This window comes from Rhizobium sp. ZX09, assembly GCF_017357485.1.
Lineage (GTDB): Bacteria > Pseudomonadota > Alphaproteobacteria > Rhizobiales > Rhizobiaceae > Agrobacterium > Agrobacterium pusense.
In genome coordinates, this window is record NZ_CP031363.1 from 821,331 (window position 1) to 836,711 (window position 15,381).

A 15,381-nucleotide genomic window follows, 5' to 3' on the forward strand; every position below is an offset into this window, starting at 1 on the left:
AGCGGTGCCCGCTTCCACCGGACCATGCGGGAAGAACAAGGCGTTATCGCCACTTTTCCCTGGCGGTATCGTCGGTTGTCTTTGCCGCAACCCACTCGCCCGCCGTTCCATCCTTGCCATGTTCCTTTTTCCAGAACGGCGCGGATGTCTTCAAGTAGTCCATCACGAAATTCGCGCCATCGAAGGCCGCCTGTCGATGCGATGAAGCGGCGATGACGAGGACGATATTTTCGCCCGTGGCGATCTTGCCATGGCGATGGATGGCGGTGAGGCCAAGCAGGCCGAAGCGTTCCATCGCGAGCTTGGCGATGCGCGTCATTTCCGCTTCCGCCATGCCGGGATAATGTTCCAGTTCCAGCGCCGCGAGCGTGCCGCCATCATCCCGGCAGAGCCCGGTGAAGGCGACAACCGCGCCGATGCTCCTGTCACCTTCCGTCAGCCGGCGGGTTTCTTCCGCAGCGTCGAAATCCTCTGCCTGGACACGGACGGTCGGCCGCATTCGCTCATCCCCCCGTCATCGGTGGGAATATGCCGATCTCGCGCGCGCCGACGATGCTTTCATCATGCTCGACGTGTTCCTGATTGACCGCAACGCGGATGACATTGGGAAATTCGAAGGCAGCCTCGTAATTTTCACCGCGTGTCGCAAGCCAGGCAATCAGCTCGCCGGCCGTAGTGATGGAGGAAGGGAGGTCCAGCTCCTCTTCATCCGTGCCGATCTTCTCGCGAACCCAGGCGAAATAAACGATCCGTGTCATCATTCTTCGTCCACGATGTGCTTGAGGCCAGCCTTGAAGTAATCATAACCGGTATACATGGTGAGCGCTGCGGCCAGCCAGAGGAGCGTGATGCCCATCTCGGTCGTGTATGGCAGAACCTTGTCGCCAGCAGGACCCGCGAGCAGGAAAGCGATGGCGACCATCTGGATGGTGGTCTTCCATTTGGCGATGCGGGTGACGGGAACGCTGACCTTCAGCGCCGCCAGATATTCGCGCAGGCCGGAAACAAGAATTTCACGGCAGAGAATGGTGATGGCCGCCCAGAGCGACCAGCCGGCAATGGTGCCGTCGGCCGCCATCAGAAGCAGGACGGATGCGACCAGCAGCTTGTCAGCGATCGGGTCCAGCATGCGGCCGATATTCGACGTCTGGTTCCAGATGCGCGCCAGATAACCGTCGAGGAAATCGGTCAGCGAGGCGATGATGAACAGCCACAGTGCCGTCCAGCGCGCAAAATCCGAACTCTCCAGTTTTCCTTCAACGTAAAAGCAAAGGACAATGACCGGAACAGCGAGAATCCGGCCATAAGTGAGGAGGTTGGGAATGCTGTATGCGCGCGAAGCCATGGGGAAACCTGTCAGTCTGAGATCAGCTGCCTTGATGCCGCCGCTAGGGCATAGCGTCAACACGTGATTATGTTTTTTTAGCAGGTCAGCCCCGCCGTTCTGCGTCAATCGCTGCCGCTCTCGTGGAAGTGATTGTAAATTTGCCGCGCCACCGTCTCGGAAATGCCGGTGACGGCCATCAGGTCATTGAGGCCCGCGCGGGAAACCGCCTTGGCGGTTCCAAAATGCTGCAGCAACGAACGTTTGCGCCCCGGTCCGATTCCCGAGATTTCGTCCAGCGGATTGCGCACCATTTCCTTCTTGCGCCGGGCCCGGTGCGATCCGATCGCGAAACGGTGCGCCTCGTCACGCATGCGCTGAATGAAGTAGAGCACGGGATCACGTGGCGGCAGGGAAAAATCGCTGCGCCCGTCCGCGAAGAAACGTTCACGGCCCGCCTCGCGGTCCACGCCTTTGGCGACGCCGATGGCGGTCACGCAGTCGCGAATGCCGAGTTCGTCGAGGATGGCCCGCACCGCCGTCATCTGCCCCTGACCACCATCGATCAGGATCACGTCCGGCCAGGCGGGGAAGGGCATGTCGGCAGCTTCTTCTGCCGTCGATATGCGCTCGCGATCCGGCTTTCCTTCTTCTTTCAGCAGGCGTGAGAAGCGGCGGGTCATCACCTCCCGCATCATGCCGAAATCGTCGCCCGGCGTGATGTCGGTCGATTTGATATTGAACTTGCGATACTGGTTCTTCACGAAACCTTCCGGCCCCGCCACCACCATGCCGCCGACCGCATTAGTGCCCATGATGTGCGAGTTATCGTAGATTTCGATCCGCCGAGGCACGTAGGCAAGGCCGAAAGTCTCGGCAAAGCCCTTCAGCAGCCGCGCCTGAGACGATGTTTCCGCGAGCTTGCGGCCGTGCGCCTCGCGGGCATTGGCAAGCACGTGATCGGTAATGTCCTTCTTCTCGCCGCGCTGCGGCACGCTGATCGTGACCTTGTGCCCGGCTTTCTCCCCGAGGGCGGCCGCCAGCAGTTCCTGTTCCTCCACCGTTTCGGAAAGCAGGATCTGTTTCGGCACCGGCTTGTCGTCGTAGAACTGTGCCAGAAACGCGTTGAGAATTTCCGAGCCGGGCAGGGACGGATCGGCCTTGGGGAAATAGGCGCGGTTGCCCCAGTTCTGGCCGGTGCGGAAAAAGAACACCTGAATGCAGGAAATGCCGCCTTCGTGGTGGATGGCGAAGACATCCGCCTCTTCAATGCCGGCGGGGTTGATGCCCTGGTGGCTCTGTACGTGCGAAAGTGCCGCCAGCCGGTCGCGATAGATGGCGGCGCGCTCGAAATCGAGGTCTTCGGAAGCCTCGTTCATTTGTCGGGCAATTGCGGTCTTGACGCTCTGGCTCTTGCCGGACAGGAAATCCTTGGCTTCCTTGACCAGCTCCGCGTAGCCCTCGTCGCTGATCTCATGCGTACAGGGCCCGGAACAGCGCTTGATCTGGTACAGAAGACAGGGACGGGTGCGGGTTTCGAACACACTGTCTGTGCAGGTGCGTATCAGGAAGGCGCGCTGCAGCGAATTGATCGTGCGGCCAACCGCGCCGGCGGACGCGAAGGGTCCGAAATAGTCGCCCTTGCGCGCCCTTGCTCCCCGGTGCTTGAAGATCGCTGGGGCACGGTTGTCGGCGGTGATGAGAATATAGGGGAAGGACTTGTCGTCGCGCAGAAGTACGTTAAATCGCGGCCGCAAGCGCTTGATTAGATTCGCTTCCAGAAGAAGCGCTTCGGTCTCCGTGCGGGTGGTGACGAATTCCATGTGCGTGGTGTGACGCACCATTTGGGCGATGCGGTTGGAATGCACGCGGCCCTGCGCATAATTGCCGACGCGCTTCTTCAACGAGCGTGCCTTGCCGACGTAAAGCACGTCGCCCGCCTCGTTGAACATGCGATAGACACCCGGCGCATTGGGCAGGTGTTTGACGAATTCGCCAATGAGGTCCATGCCCTTCAGGCCGGATTCGTTCTTCCATCCCGCATTCCAGTCCATGCCGGCGACGTCGCGCGGAGCCTCGGCCGTTTCCGTTGCGGCAAGGCTTGCATCGTCATCTTCGTCGTCGGTGTCATCGAAGAGAATACCGCCATCAGGCAGCTTCTTTCCGTTCATTCAGGTATCTCCGCCACGTCAGGGGTTTCCCAGCCAAGGTGCTGGCCGCCGTCGAGCGCGATCATTTGTCCGGTGACCGACGGCGTGTCGTAAAGAAAGCGAATCGTCCGCCCGAACTCGTCCGGCGCAGGACCACGCTTTAATATAAGGCCGTCGATCTGCGCCTGAAAGTCCTCAGGCGCTTGTCTTTCGCTTTTGAAGGTGGGCCCAGGCCCGATGGCATTCACCCTGACGCGCGGCGCGAAGCTCTGCGCCATCGTCCGTGTGGCGGTCCAAAGCGCTGATTTCGAAAGGGTGTAGGAATAAAAGCGTGGCGTGAGCGCAAGCACACGCTGGTCGATGATATTGACGATCAGCCCGGATTTATCGGCGGGCAACTGTTCGACAAAGGCGGCGGCGATGAGGGAAGGCGCCCGCACATGCACGGCAAAATGCGCATCGAAGATATCAGGGTCAGGCGCTTCCGCCGTGTCGCCGAGAAAAACAGACGCATTGTTGACGACGACGCCGATGGGGCCGAGGGCGGAAGACGCCTTTTCGATCAGCGCCGCTGTCGGGGCTGATTGTGTCAGGTCCGCCTGAACGGCTGCAGCCCTGCCACCTTTCTGCCTTATTTCGTTAGCGAATTCCTCCGCCTGCGCGATCGATTCATTGGCATGGACCGCGATCGCAAAGCCGTGGCTGGCCAGATCGGTGGCGATAGCGCGCCCAAGCCGCCGCGCGGCCCCGGTAATCAAGACTGTCTTCGGTATATCTTCTTTCACAGCGGACCTGCATTTGCTCTTACACGCCCTATTTGCTGGATATAAATGCAAATCGCAAGCTGTCACTCGGCCCGAAAAGAATTGGGCGATTTTTTATTCACAATGCAATTTCGGTTTAATTTTAATATAACGAAGTTTAAAGGCGATCTATTTTTGTTTAGCCTTCTGTTAGGGTTAATAAAACCCTTGTGGCAATTAGGCAACGTCTAATTCTAGTCACGCGTCTGCCCCAAACAATTCACATTTTGGCTCTTTGATCTCCGCATTCTCCCATCAAATTCGGTTTCCAGAGGGGCGATCAACCCGACGAATTATGCCGCGTCTGAAAACAATGTTTTGAGTGCAGAGCGGTCCTGAAAGGAGAATAACATGCGTATTTTCGTAGCAACCCTTATGGCTTCGACCATGGCCGCCGCTGGCTTTTCGGCTGCTCACGCCGCTGACGCCGTAAACGAAGTGCCGCAGGCACCGGTTTCCTACGACCAGCCAGCACCGGTCAAGGACTGGTCCGGCGCTTACCTCGGTGGTACCGTCAACTACGATTGGGGCCGTTTCAGCTCCAGCAACGACGGCCGTGACGCCAAGGGCGCCGGCGGCGGTCTGTACGGCGGTTACAACTGGCAGAATGGCCAGATCGTTTACGGTGCCGAAGCTGACGTCAACATGGGTGACGAGCGCGGTTCCGCCGGTACGGTTGCAGGTCGCTCGGTCGAAGGCAAGCAGGGCGTCAACGGCTCGCTGCGTGGCCGCGTTGGTTACGACATGAACCCGTTCCTGCTCTATGGTACGGCCGGTCTTGCTGTCTCCGACAACAAGGTTCGTGACGGCGTCAACAAGGACAGCGCCACGGCTCTCGGTTACACGGTTGGTGCCGGTGTGGAAGCCATGGTGACCGACAATATCACCGCCCGTCTGGAATATCGCTACAGCGATTACCAGAAAAAGGACTATACGCTCGGCAACGACGCCTTCTCGCGCGGTTATGACGACCACTCGGTCAAGGCCGGTATCGGCGTCAAGTTCTGATCCTTTCCGGATCGGTCAAAGAAAAGCCGGGGTCATGCCCCGGCTTTTTTGTGTCTGTGATTTGCCGTTGAACGCCCGGCCAAAAGCCGGGTGTTCTGCGCGGTCACGTCAGGCGGCGGCCTTCATTTCCGTATAGGCGTCGAAACGCTTGCCGAAGGTTTCCGGCCACGCCGCCAGCGCATCGCGCCCTTCGGCCCACTCGCCCGCAAAACGAAGGTCTAGATAACCGATCATCGCAGCCAGCGCGAAATGGCCGCCGTGCAGCTTCTTGCCGGTCTTCGGCAGGTTGGCGTTGAGATGGTCGAGCCCGCGCACCACCTTGCTCCACTGCTTGTCGATCCAGGGCTGGTGAATTTTCTCTTCCGGTCGGAAACGGCGCTCGTAGACGATGGCCAGCAGGCAATCCATGATGCCGTCGCACAGCGCCTCCAGAATTTCCACATCCGTGCGCTTGCCGTTCTTTTTGGGGTAGAGTTTGCCGCCTGAAAGACGGTCGAGATAATGCATGATGGCCACGCTGTCGTAGACCGATCCGCCATCATCAAGCAGCAGCACCGGAATCTTTCCCAGCGGATTATTGTCCATCAGCGTGGCCGGCTCGGCGTTGGTGTCAACGCGAACGGAGGTTATGTCGATGTCGAGATGACGGGCCGCCATGCGCACCTTGGCGGAGTAGGGGGAGGCGGGCGAATAGAGCAGTTCCATGGTTGGGTCCCTGTGGGTTGATCAGCGAATGGGGATGATTTCGGTTGAACTCGCGCGGCAGCCCTTGCGGTCAAGCTCCGGGCAGTCGCGGAATGTCATGTCCCGGTTAAGGCAGATGCGCACTTCTTCGAGGCGCTTGCCATCGCAGCTGATGGAAATGCCGCGTTTCGACAGGCCGGGATTGGCATCGGTAAAGGCGGTTTCTATCGCATCGGCGGAAAGCGTGGCTGTTTCGGCGCCGGAAGCGATTCTCTCCGGCAGCCGGATGGCCTCGAAGGCGGCCCGCGTCGCCGAGAAATAGTCTCGCTGCGACAGGCCGGAACAGGAGCCGTGTTTGCGCCACTGATGGCCGATCAGGCCCATGGAGGGCATGATGTCGAACATGGTGCGGCCGATCGCGTCCGGCACACGCTCAGGCTCGTCGCTTCGGCAGAATTCGGGATAGCCGTTTTCGTTCTGCGGCCATAGCCCGTGCACCACGAATCCGTAACGCCTGTCGCTGCCGCACTGCTGTCGGTTGCCAGAGCCTTCGGAACTGGCGCAGAATGCCGGTGACCATGAAAGCGAGAGCACATAAAAATCGAAGCCGCTTCCGCGCGGCGGAGGCCTCTTATCCGGCTTCGCTTGAGAAACCGCGCGCCCTGGAGCGTCCGGCCCGGAATTGCCGGCGGTCTGCGATTGGGGTTGTGTCTGCCGGTCGGCCGGTGTGGTTGGGGCCGGATTTTGCTGCGCGAACCATAAGGCGCCGAGCGACAGAAGGCCCAGGGCGATGAAACCGGCATAACGCTTCATTCCGTGTACGTTCCCCGGAAAATGGACGACCTCATATCGCCGGCAGGCGACGATCCGGTCTTACATCAACTTGTGAACGGGGCAAACCGCCAATCTTTGATGAAAAGGTTGAAAGCTTCGCCGCATAACGAATAGAGTCGAACGAATCTCCGCAAAAGACGGAACAGGCTGGGGTGAAGCTGGAGGAAATAGGCGGGCATGACCGCATGAAATTCAAGAAATATATCTGGCCCGTCGTTGGCTTTGCGACGATCGGTTTTTCCGCCTGGTTGCTCTTTCACGAATTGCGCGGCCTGTCGCTCGATGATCTCTGGGACAGCCTGAAGGCCATTCGGGTGCGGGACTGGTTGTGTTCGGGTCTCTCCACCCTGCTGGCCTATGCCGCGCTTGCCGGTTATGACCGCATCGCGTTGCAGCATCTTGGCCGCAAGGTGAACTGGCTCTTCATCACGCTCACCTCCTTCACCACCTATGCGCTGTCCCACAATGTCGGCGCGTCGGTGTTTTCGGGCGCCGTGGTGCGATATCGGGCGTATACGTCGAAGGGACTAAGTGTGGCGGAAGTGGGCGTTCTCGTCGGCCTCTGCTCTTTCACCTTTCTCATCGGCACGATCATGCTGATCGGACTGGTGCTGCTTTACGAGCCTGACATCACTGAACGGTTCACGGGCATACTGCCGGTCGAAGCCTCAACCACGACAGGCGTCGTGCTGCTCTTTTTCGTCAGCCTTTATGTTCTCGGCAGCCTGCTCAGGCTGAAGCCTCTGAAGATCGGCTCCTTCGTGTTGCCATACCCGGCGCCGAAGCTTGTGGCGCAGCAACTGGTCATTGGCCCCATCGAGCTGATCGGCGCGGCGGGCATCATCTATTTCGCGCTGCCGGAAGCCGGCAATCCCGGCTATATGGTCATTCTCGGCATATTTCTGGTGTCGTTTTCCGCAGCGCTCATTTCGCATGCGCCGGGCGGATTGGGCGTGCTGGAACTCGTCTTCGTCACCGGCCTGCCGGACATGAACCCGGCCGACGTCATCGCAGCGCTCCTGGTCTTCCGCCTGTTTTATCTCATCATCCCCTTCATCATGGCGCTGTTCGTGATCCTCTTCTTCGAACGATCACAGCTGGCCGCGGCGCAGAAAAGGGAAGGGTTGAGGTAAGTCAGCCGTCTTCCGACTTTTCCTCGCCGCGCAGCCAGAAGGCGCGTTGCGAGGCGAACCTGTCCTGCGCCAGCCTTGTCTTGAGGTAAGGCAGCAGCGTGTGCAGCTCTTCTTTCAGCGTGTAGGGCGGATTGACGATGATGAGGCCGGAGCCGCTCAGCCCATCCAGCCGGTCGCTCCTGACGGAAAGTTCCGCGCATAGCATCTTCGGAATCTCGAAGGATTGCAGCCGCTCGTGGAAATCCTTGATCGGCGCGCCTTTCTTGAGCGGATACCACAGGCAATATGTGCCAGTGGAAAAACGTCGGTAGGCTTTGTTCAGGCCATCGGCCAAGCGCTGATATTCATTCTCCAGCTCAAATGGCGGATCAACGAGGATGAGCCCGCGTTTTTCTTTCGGCGGCAGATGCGCGCCAAGCGACAGCCAGCCATCGAGCTCGGTCACCCGCACCTGATAGTCACCTTCGAATAGCCGCGCGAGCGCGCGGCTGTCATCCGGGTGCAGTTCCATGGCCGAAAGCCGGTCCTGCGGGCGAAACAGCATACGCGCGAGTTTCGGTGAGCCGGGGTAGAATTTGACACCGCCTTCAGGATTGAGTTCCTTCACGGCGGCAAGATAGGGCTCCAGCAGCTCGGCGATAGGGTCGGGCAGATCACCCTCCATCAGCTTTCCGATGCCGGTCTGCCATTCGCCGGTTTTCTGCGCCTCTTCAGACGTCAGGTCGTAAAGACCGATGCCGGCATGGGTGTCCAGTACCCGAAAGGCCTTGTCCTTGTTCTGCAGGTAACGCACGAGGCGGGCGAGAACGGCATGTTTGAGGACATCCGCGAAATTGCCGGCGTGATAAATGTGGCGGTAGTTCATGGATGTGTCTCGCTTGCCGTTTATCCGGATGAATGGTCAGGATGAATATTCTTGATGGACGTCACTTCGGCCTTTTTGCCGCATCGTTGATGCAATATACAAAAGACATGAACGTTGCGACCCCGATTTCCGCTGAAAAAGCCGCCCTGAAGGCCGAAGTCCGTATCGGACACACGGTCTGCCCGCATGACTGTCCGAGCGCGTGCGCGCTGGAGGTCGATATCAATGCCGATGGCCGCATCGGTCGTGTGCGCGGCGCCAATGCCAACACCTATACCGCCGGCGTGATCTGCGCCAAGGTGGCGCGGTATTCCGAGCGCATCTATCATCCCGGTCGTCTGCTGACCCCGAAGCGCCGCAAGGGCGCAAAAGGGGCGGGCGACTGGCAGGAAATTTCCTGGGAAGCGGCGCTGGACGAGGTCGCCGACGCTTTTGTGAAGGCAGAAGCCCGGCACGGCGCGGAGGCCATCTGGCCTTATTTCTATGCGGGCACCATGGGGCAGGTGCAGCGCGACTCCATCGAGCGGCTGCGCCACGCCAAGAAATATTCGGGCTTCTTCGGCTCGATTTGCACCAACATGGCCTGGACCGGCTATGTGATGGGCACGGGCGCCTTGCGCGGCCCCGATCCGCGCGAGATCGGCAAGGCCGATGTCGTCGTCATCTGGGGCACCAATGCGGTCGCCACGCAGGTCAATGTCATGACCCATGCGGTCAAGGCCCGCAAGGAACGCGGCGCGAAGATCGTCGTGGTCGATATCTATGACAATCCAACCATGAAACAGGCGGATATGCGCCTCGTCGTCCGACCCGGCACGGATGCGGCGCTGGCATGCGCCGTGATGCACATCGCCTTCCGCGACGGTTACGCCGACCGTGGTTACATGGCGCGCTTCGCCGACGACCCAGCCGGGCTCGAGGCGCATTTGAAGACGAAGACGCCGCAGTGGGCATCAGAGATCACGGGCCTTTCGGTCGACGAGATCGAGGATTTCGCGAGGCTGGTTGGCGTCACGAAGAAGACCTTCTTCCGGCTCGGATATGGGTTTGCCCGACAGCGCAACGGCGCGGTCGCCATGCACGCAGCGCTTTCGATCGCCACGGTGCTCGGTTCCTGGCAATATGAGGGCGGCGGCGCGTTCCACAATAATGGCGACATCTTCCGGCTCAACAAGGCGGAGCTCATGGGCACGGCCTATGCCGACCCCGACGTGCGCCAGCTCGACCAGTCGCAGATCGGCCGCGTGCTGACGGGCGACGCCGAAGCGCTGCGCCACGGCGGCCCGGTGACGGCGCTGCTCATCCAGAACACCAATCCGGTCAATGTCGCGCCCGAACAGAGGCTGGTGAAGCAGGGCTTCCTGCGCGATGATCTCTTCGTCGCCGTGCATGAGCAATTCATGACGGAAACGGCCGAGCTTGCCGATATCGTGCTGCCCGCCACCATGTTCCTCGAACATGACGACATTTACCGCGCCGGCGGCCAGAATCACATCTTGCTTGGTCCTAAACTGGTGGAGCCGCCCGAAACGGTGCGTACCAACCTCTTCGTCATCGAGGAGCTGGCAAAGCGTCTCGGGATCGACCACATGCCGGGCTTTGGCCTTTCAGCGCGCGATCATGTCGATCATATGCTGAAAGTCAGTGGCTGGGGCGACTTCGATACGCTCGCCGAAGAGAAATGGATCGATGCGCAGCCACCGTTCGAGGTCGCGCATTATCTTGAAGGCTTCGGTTACGGTGACGGAAAGTTCCGTTTCAGCCCCGATTGGGCAACAGGGCCGTCTCCCAACAAACCGCCGAAGAACATCGGCGTGATGGGGCCGGTGTCGGAATTTCCGAAATTCCCGGATCAGGTCGATGTCATCGAGGTTGCGGATGCTGACCATCCCTTCCGACTGGCGACATCGCCCGCGCGCAACTTCCTGAATTCCACTTTCGCGGAAACCAAAACCTCCGTGCAGAAGGAAGGTCGCCCGGAACTGATGATCTGTCCTGAGGATGCCGCCATCAACGGCATTTCTGATGGCGACATCGTCCGCATCGGCAACGGGCGAGGCGAGGTCCGGCTCCACGCGAAAATCGTGGAAGGTGCTAGGCCGGGAGTGCTCATTGCCGAAGGGCTATGGCCGAACAAGGCGCATCTGGACGGCGAGGGCATCAACGTGCTGACCGGTGCCGACGCCGTCGCTCCCTATGGCGGCGCGGCATTTCACGACAACAAGGTTTGGCTGCGCAAGAGCTGACGGAAGATTTTGAATGACGAAGTTCGACAACGTGAAAATTGAAATTCTGAAAGACGAAACGCTTTCAAAGAACTGGTATCACCTCCGCAACATAACCTACAATTACACCAATTCCCGTGGCGAAACGAAAGTCATCAGGCGCGAAGCCTATGACCGTGGCAACGGCGCGACGATCCTGCTGTTTGATCCACGACGCCAGACGATTGTTCTGGTACGGCAGTTTCGCATGCCGGCCCATGTGAACGGTCATCACGGCTGGCTCCTTGAAGCCCCGGCCGGCCTGCTGGACGGCGATAATCCGGCCGAAGCCATCCGCCGCGAGGTGACGGAAGAAACGGGCTACGTCGTGAGGGACGTGCGGTTCCTCTTCAAATCGTTCATGTCGCCCGGTTCTGTCACCGAGATCATTCATTTCTTCGCCGCGATTGTCGAATCTTCGGATCGTGTCGAAGAAGGCGGCGGTGCGGCCCATGAGGACGAGGATATCGAGGTCGTGGAAATCCCGCTGGACGACGCCATGAAGATGATCGAGACGGGCGAGATATGCGATGGCAAGACGATCATGCTGCTGCAATGGGCGGCCTTGAACCGCGCCTCCCTGACAGCCTGAGATTTCATCATCTTTCGGAGACTCTTATGAACGTGTCGCTCTTAAAGTCGCCCGCTGCCGCGACTGACCGGATCCGGCTGGTGGAAAAGGAAACCGTCTGGAAGGGCTTCGTGCATTTGCAGAAGCTCGTTTTTGACCAGCGCATGCCTGACGGCAAGACGATCCGTATTGTGAGGGAGGTCCATGATCACGGCCTCGCCGCCGCCATTCTCCTTTATGACCCGAAACGCGACAGCGTGGTAATGGTACGCCAGTTTCGCCCCGCCGCCTTCGTCAACGGCGACCCGAACTTCATGATCGAAGTTCCGGCAGGGCTTCTCGATGGCGACGATGCCGCTGATGCAATCCGCCGCGAGGCGATGGAGGAATCCGGTTACGCCGTCGAAAAGGTTGAATACCTCTTCGACATGTATGCCAGCCCTGGCACGCTGACTGAAAAGGTCAGTCTCTTCGTCGCCCGCATCGATCTCGACGTGCAAGCGGGCAGCGGTGGCGGACTGGAGGATGAAGGCGAAGATATCGAGGTTCTGACCTATGGTCTCGACGAAGCTTTCGGAATGATCGCCTCGGGTGAAATCACGGATTCGAAGACGATCATTCTGCTGCAATGGGCGATGCTTAATCGCGACCGGCTTTAAAGGCGGGGCGGCTTGAGCATATCCAGTGAACTAACCCACGGATACGGCCATCGACGCTAAAATCGCCCTCTGACGCCGGCACCCACGAAAATCGACTGTAAGTCGCCGCCACCAGCGTTCTTCTCCGACGACAGGCTTCCGGCGCCCGCGCCGCTATAATGCGTGTTCCCGCGCCCGAGGCTGGTATAGTCGTAAGCGCCGTCGAGGTAGATCGAGGCGTTTTCCGTCACGTCATAGGCAACGCCTGCCTTCACCCCGAACATGCCGGCAACGTCGAATTTGTCAGTGAAGCGCATGTCGCGCAGCCAGTGATCGTCAGTCGCCTTGGCGTAGACCATGGCGCCACCTTCGAGACCGAGATTGAGCGACCAGTTGCCGAATCTCTGGCCGCCCGTCAGGTTGCCGTAGAAAACCGGTATCTGTTGGCGATAGGTGATTCCCTTGAGGCCATCCTTGAATTTGCCTGAGAAATCGCGGCGGGAGAAAACACTGTAAACGGCGTTGCCGCCATAGGCCGACCATTGCACATCGGTGTAGCGAAAACCGACGCCCGCGCTAAGATATTGCTGCGGATCCTCCAGCAATGTGCGATTGAGTTCGAGGCCTCCCGAAAAATAATGGTCGAGCCGTGTGTCATCATGCTGGGAGCGATCGCTCCAATTCTCCTTGGAGCTGTCTTTCGAAAAGGGCCATACCCAGTCGTAGTCGGTCATGTAGCCATCGCCTTCAAAACCGATGCGGCCTTCCGCCTTGACGCGCCAGCCGGGCGCTAGTTCGAGGCCGAGCGAGCCGCGCAACGCCACGGCGTTCTTCGTTTCCCATTCCAGTTCGCTCACCTTGCGGCCACCGAGATGAACAGTTTCCGTCGCCCGGAGATTGAGAACGCCGGCATCCAGTGAAGCCGTAATGCCGTTTTGTTCGGCGGCGAGTGGCAGGCAGGTACCCATCAGTAAAGCCGCAGAAAGCGGCAGGGGAAATCTCGAAAATCGCATAATCGCTCCTGAGCGTCCGGAGGGCCTGAAGTAAGGGCCGTTGCGGTCATTAAAGACGATTATGGTAAATGATCGGTTTATTTCAACGAAGATACCAATTCTGATTTATCTATGTACTTTAGGAATAACTACATCACGAGGCAGAAACAAGGATGGAATACTCGGTTTTACTTTCGTTCTTGTCGAAAACGGCTTTTCCGCCTTCCATCCGCACCTTGCCTTCGGCGAGTAATTTCAGCGCCAGCGGGTAGAGCTGGTGCTCGACGGTGAGGATCCGCGCAGCCAGGGTATCTGCCGTGTCGTCGGAAAGAACCGGCACAGCCCCCTGCGCAATCGTCGGGCCCTCATCCATGCCTTCGGTGACGAAATGGACCGTGCAGCCGGAAATCTTCATGCCGCTGTCGATGGCACGCTGATGCGTATGCAAACCGGGGAAAAGCGGCAGCAGGGAAGGGTGGATATTGATGATGCGGCCTTCATAGGGGGCAATGAAATCCCCCGAGATCAGCCGCATATAGCCGGCGAGACAGATGATGTCAGGCGCAATCTCCCCAAGAGCGGCCAGAATGGCGCCCTCATGTTCCGTCTTGCTCGCATAGGTCCTGCGTTCGAAGACGAGGGTCGGAATGCCGAAACCCCGTGCCTTTTCCAGCCCGCCGGCAGTTGCCTTGTCCGAGATCACGCAGGCGATTTCCGCCGGAAAATCCGCCGTCTGGCAGGCCTTTACCAGCGACACCATGTTGGAGCCGCTGCCGGAGATGAAAACGACGACACGTTTGCGGCCGGACGACAGGGCGGCGGGCATCATAGGGCGAGGGCGCCCTTGTAGATCGTGCCATGCGCGCCTTCTTCACGGGCGACCATGCGGCCGAGCGGGAAGACGGTCTCGCCTTGGGCCGTCAGAACTTCGGTGACCTTTTCGGCATTTTCAGCCGAAACCACGACGATCATGCCGACGCCGCAATTGAAGGTGCGCAGCATTTCCTTTGCTTCGACACCACCGGTTTTCGCAAGCCAGGAGAAGACGGCGGGAACCTCTATCGCTTCGAGATCGATCTCGGCGGCGAGATGTTTGGGCAGAACGCGCGGAATATTCTCCGGGAAACCGCCGCCGGTAATGTGCGCCAAAGCCTTCAGCGCGCCGGTCTCTCGGATCGCCTTCAGAAGCGGCTTCACATAGATGCGGGTTGGAGTCAGTAGCGCTTCGCCCAGCTTCTTGCCATCGGCGAAGGGAGCGGGTGCATCCCATTCGAGCCCGGAGATCGATACGATCTTGCGCACCAGCGAGAAGCCGTTGGAGTGGACGCCGGATGAGGACAGGCCAAGAATGACGTCGCCCTCGGAAATGTCGCCGGCCGGCAGCAGCTGGCCGCGTTCGGCCGCGCCCACGGCAAAGCCCGCGAGGTCGTAATCACCATCTGAGTACATTCCCGGCATTTCAGCGGTTTCGCCGCCGATCAGCGCACAACCGGATTCGCGGCAGCCGGCGGCGATGCCGGAAACGATCGCAGCGCCCTGGTCGGGATCGAGCTTGCCGGTGGCAAAATAATCGAGGAAGAACAGCGGTTCTGCACCCTGAACCACGAGATCGTTGACGCACATGGCGACGAGATCGATACCGACGGTGTCGTGATAGTTTGCGTCGATGGCGATCTTCAGCTTGGTGCCGACGCCGTCATTGGCGGCCACCAGAACCGGGTCGGTGAAGCCAGCGGCTTTCAGATCGAACAGGCCGCCGAAGCCGCCGATTTCGCCGTCCGCGCCGGGACGTCGCGTGGAACGCACCGCCGGTTTGATCTTCTCGACCATCAGATTGCCGGCGTCGATATCCACCCCTGCGTCACTATAGGTAAGACCGTTCTTGCCCGACTGGCTCATGGCTCTCGTCTCCGCTGGTTCCTTTGGCGTCGCCATTCGCACGGGACGGGGCCTGATGCAAGGGTTTGCGTGGCAAAACCTCCGGTTTTTAACGGCTTTGACGTTCCGCGATGGTCGCTCTCGGCAGCATTTGCCGCAATGCGGCGAAGGTGGGACCGGATATTCTGCGTTGTCGGCTTTTTCAGTCCCCTTATCCCTTTGCCGACGCAGTCTTGA

At 59.5% G+C, this 15,381-nt stretch carries 16 protein-coding genes; 5 read left to right on the top strand and 11 right to left on the bottom strand.

Annotated elements, in window-relative coordinates:
* Positions 1-43: 43 nt before the first annotated feature.
* From BTN45_RS03995 to BTN45_RS04015, 5 genes are all read right to left on the bottom strand, one after another.
* Positions 44-499 carry a molybdenum cofactor biosynthesis protein MoaE gene (locus BTN45_RS03995; RefSeq protein ID WP_173614565.1) on the bottom strand — a complete coding sequence of 152 codons (456 nt, stop codon included), beginning with the start codon at positions 497-499 and terminating at the stop codon, positions 44-46.
* A gap of 4 nt (positions 500-503) precedes the next feature.
* On the bottom strand, positions 504-758 hold the full coding sequence (gene moaD / locus BTN45_RS04000; protein WP_006700176.1) for a molybdopterin converting factor subunit 1: 255 nt from the start codon (positions 756-758) through the stop codon (positions 504-506).
* On the bottom strand, positions 758-1,345 hold the full coding sequence (gene pgsA / locus BTN45_RS04005; RefSeq protein ID WP_004441114.1) for a CDP-diacylglycerol--glycerol-3-phosphate 3-phosphatidyltransferase: 588 nt from the start codon (positions 1,343-1,345) through the stop codon (positions 758-760). Before pgsA ends, moaD begins: the two co-directional genes overlap by 1 nt.
* A gap of 104 nt (positions 1,346-1,449) precedes the next feature.
* On the bottom strand, positions 1,450-3,495 hold the full coding sequence (gene uvrC, locus BTN45_RS04010; protein WP_207589048.1) for an excinuclease ABC subunit UvrC: 2,046 nt from the start codon (positions 3,493-3,495) through the stop codon (positions 1,450-1,452).
* Positions 3,492-4,259, bottom strand: a complete 768-nt coding sequence (locus tag BTN45_RS04015) for an SDR family oxidoreductase (RefSeq protein WP_035207878.1) — start codon at positions 4,257-4,259, stop codon at positions 3,492-3,494. Before BTN45_RS04015 ends, uvrC begins: the two co-directional genes overlap by 4 nt.
* A gap of 369 nt (positions 4,260-4,628) precedes the next feature.
* On the opposite strand from BTN45_RS04015, the gene BTN45_RS04020 reads away from it, so the two are divergent.
* Positions 4,629-5,285 carry an outer membrane protein gene (locus tag BTN45_RS04020; RefSeq protein WP_004441118.1) on the top strand — a complete coding sequence of 219 codons (657 nt, stop codon included), beginning with the start codon at positions 4,629-4,631 and terminating at the stop codon, positions 5,283-5,285.
* A 108-nt stretch (positions 5,286-5,393) separates the two neighbouring features.
* Here BTN45_RS04020 and BTN45_RS04025 read toward each other — a convergent pair whose 3' ends face one another.
* Positions 5,394-5,990, bottom strand: coding sequence for a glutathione S-transferase (locus BTN45_RS04025; protein WP_004441119.1), 597 nt, complete (start codon positions 5,988-5,990; stop codon positions 5,394-5,396).
* 21 nt (positions 5,991-6,011) lie between these two features.
* A complete protein-coding gene (locus BTN45_RS04030) occupies positions 6,012-6,782 on the bottom strand; it encodes a ribonuclease (RefSeq protein ID WP_112555077.1) in 771 nt (256 codons plus the stop codon).
* Between the two features lie 206 nt (positions 6,783-6,988).
* Between BTN45_RS04030 and BTN45_RS04035 the strand changes: the two genes are divergently transcribed.
* Positions 6,989-7,936 carry a lysylphosphatidylglycerol synthase domain-containing protein gene (locus BTN45_RS04035; RefSeq protein WP_004441121.1) on the top strand — a complete coding sequence of 316 codons (948 nt, stop codon included), beginning with the start codon at positions 6,989-6,991 and terminating at the stop codon, positions 7,934-7,936.
* A gap of 1 nt (position 7,937) precedes the next feature.
* Here the strand turns inward: BTN45_RS04035 and BTN45_RS04040 are convergent, their stop codons facing one another.
* The gene (locus tag BTN45_RS04040) at positions 7,938-8,801 is read right to left on the bottom strand and encodes a 23S rRNA (adenine(2030)-N(6))-methyltransferase RlmJ (protein WP_207589050.1); all 864 of its coding nucleotides are present in this window, start codon (positions 8,799-8,801) and stop codon (positions 7,938-7,940) included.
* 41 nt (positions 8,802-8,842) lie between these two features.
* Here BTN45_RS04040 and BTN45_RS04045 point away from each other — a divergent pair, with 41 nt between their 5' ends.
* Genes BTN45_RS04045 through BTN45_RS04055 form a run of 3 tightly spaced genes read left to right on the top strand, consistent with a single transcriptional unit; the run spans position 8,843 to position 12,295 of the window.
* Positions 8,843-11,047 carry a molybdopterin oxidoreductase family protein gene (locus BTN45_RS04045; protein ID WP_207589052.1) on the top strand — a complete coding sequence of 735 codons (2,205 nt, stop codon included), beginning with the start codon at positions 8,843-8,845 and terminating at the stop codon, positions 11,045-11,047.
* Between the two features lie 13 nt (positions 11,048-11,060).
* The gene (locus BTN45_RS04050; protein ID WP_072494270.1) at positions 11,061-11,657 is read left to right on the top strand and encodes an NUDIX domain-containing protein; all 597 of its coding nucleotides are present in this window, start codon (positions 11,061-11,063) and stop codon (positions 11,655-11,657) included.
* 26 nt (positions 11,658-11,683) lie between these two features.
* Positions 11,684-12,295 carry an NUDIX domain-containing protein gene (locus BTN45_RS04055; RefSeq protein WP_035207694.1) on the top strand — a complete coding sequence of 204 codons (612 nt, stop codon included), beginning with the start codon at positions 11,684-11,686 and terminating at the stop codon, positions 12,293-12,295.
* Between the two features lie 56 nt (positions 12,296-12,351).
* Here BTN45_RS04055 and BTN45_RS04060 read toward each other — a convergent pair whose 3' ends face one another.
* The 3 genes from BTN45_RS04060 to purM all read right to left on the bottom strand — a co-directional run bounded on the left by BTN45_RS04060 (position 12,352) and on the right by purM (position 15,165).
* The gene (locus BTN45_RS04060; RefSeq protein ID WP_037088978.1) at positions 12,352-13,287 is read right to left on the bottom strand and encodes an omptin family outer membrane protease; all 936 of its coding nucleotides are present in this window, start codon (positions 13,285-13,287) and stop codon (positions 12,352-12,354) included.
* A 133-nt stretch (positions 13,288-13,420) separates the two neighbouring features.
* On the bottom strand, positions 13,421-14,095 hold the full coding sequence (gene purN, locus BTN45_RS04065) for a phosphoribosylglycinamide formyltransferase (RefSeq protein WP_207589054.1): 675 nt from the start codon (positions 14,093-14,095) through the stop codon (positions 13,421-13,423).
* A complete protein-coding gene (gene purM, locus BTN45_RS04070; protein ID WP_142181551.1) occupies positions 14,092-15,165 on the bottom strand; it encodes a phosphoribosylformylglycinamidine cyclo-ligase in 1,074 nt (357 codons plus the stop codon). The genes purN and purM overlap by 4 nt, the downstream gene beginning before the upstream one ends.
* Positions 15,166-15,381 lie beyond the last annotated feature (216 nt).

Bases quoted from the DNA above. Each gene is read 5' to 3' on its own strand.
- BTN45_RS03995 (WP_173614565.1), bottom strand. From the start codon at position 499: ATGCGGCCGACCGTCCGTGTCCAGGCAGAGGATTTCGACGCTGCGGAA.
- moaD (WP_006700176.1), bottom strand. From the start codon at position 758: ATGACACGGATCGTTTATTTCGCCTGGGTTCGCGAGAAGATCGGCACG.
- pgsA (WP_004441114.1), bottom strand. From the start codon at position 1,345: ATGGCTTCGCGCGCATACAGCATTCCCAACCTCCTCACTTATGGCCGG.
- uvrC (WP_207589048.1), bottom strand. From the start codon at position 3,495: ATGAACGGAAAGAAGCTGCCTGATGGCGGTATTCTCTTCGATGACACC.
- BTN45_RS04020 (WP_004441118.1), top strand. From the start codon at position 4,629: ATGCGTATTTTCGTAGCAACCCTTATGGCTTCGACCATGGCCGCCGCT.
- BTN45_RS04025 (WP_004441119.1), bottom strand. From the start codon at position 5,990: ATGGAACTGCTCTATTCGCCCGCCTCCCCCTACTCCGCCAAGGTGCGC.
- BTN45_RS04030 (WP_112555077.1), bottom strand. From the start codon at position 6,782: ATGAAGCGTTATGCCGGTTTCATCGCCCTGGGCCTTCTGTCGCTCGGC.
- BTN45_RS04035 (WP_004441121.1), top strand. From the start codon at position 6,989: ATGAAATTCAAGAAATATATCTGGCCCGTCGTTGGCTTTGCGACGATC.
- BTN45_RS04040 (WP_207589050.1), bottom strand. From the start codon at position 8,801: ATGAACTACCGCCACATTTATCACGCCGGCAATTTCGCGGATGTCCTC.
- BTN45_RS04045 (WP_207589052.1), top strand. From the start codon at position 8,843: ATGAATATTCTTGATGGACGTCACTTCGGCCTTTTTGCCGCATCGTTG.
- BTN45_RS04050 (WP_072494270.1), top strand. From the start codon at position 11,061: ATGACGAAGTTCGACAACGTGAAAATTGAAATTCTGAAAGACGAAACG.
- BTN45_RS04055 (WP_035207694.1), top strand. From the start codon at position 11,684: ATGAACGTGTCGCTCTTAAAGTCGCCCGCTGCCGCGACTGACCGGATC.
- BTN45_RS04060 (WP_037088978.1), bottom strand. From the start codon at position 13,287: ATGCGATTTTCGAGATTTCCCCTGCCGCTTTCTGCGGCTTTACTGATG.
- purN (WP_207589054.1), bottom strand. From the start codon at position 14,095: ATGATGCCCGCCGCCCTGTCGTCCGGCCGCAAACGTGTCGTCGTTTTC.
- purM (WP_142181551.1), bottom strand. From the start codon at position 15,165: ATGAGCCAGTCGGGCAAGAACGGTCTTACCTATAGTGACGCAGGGGTG.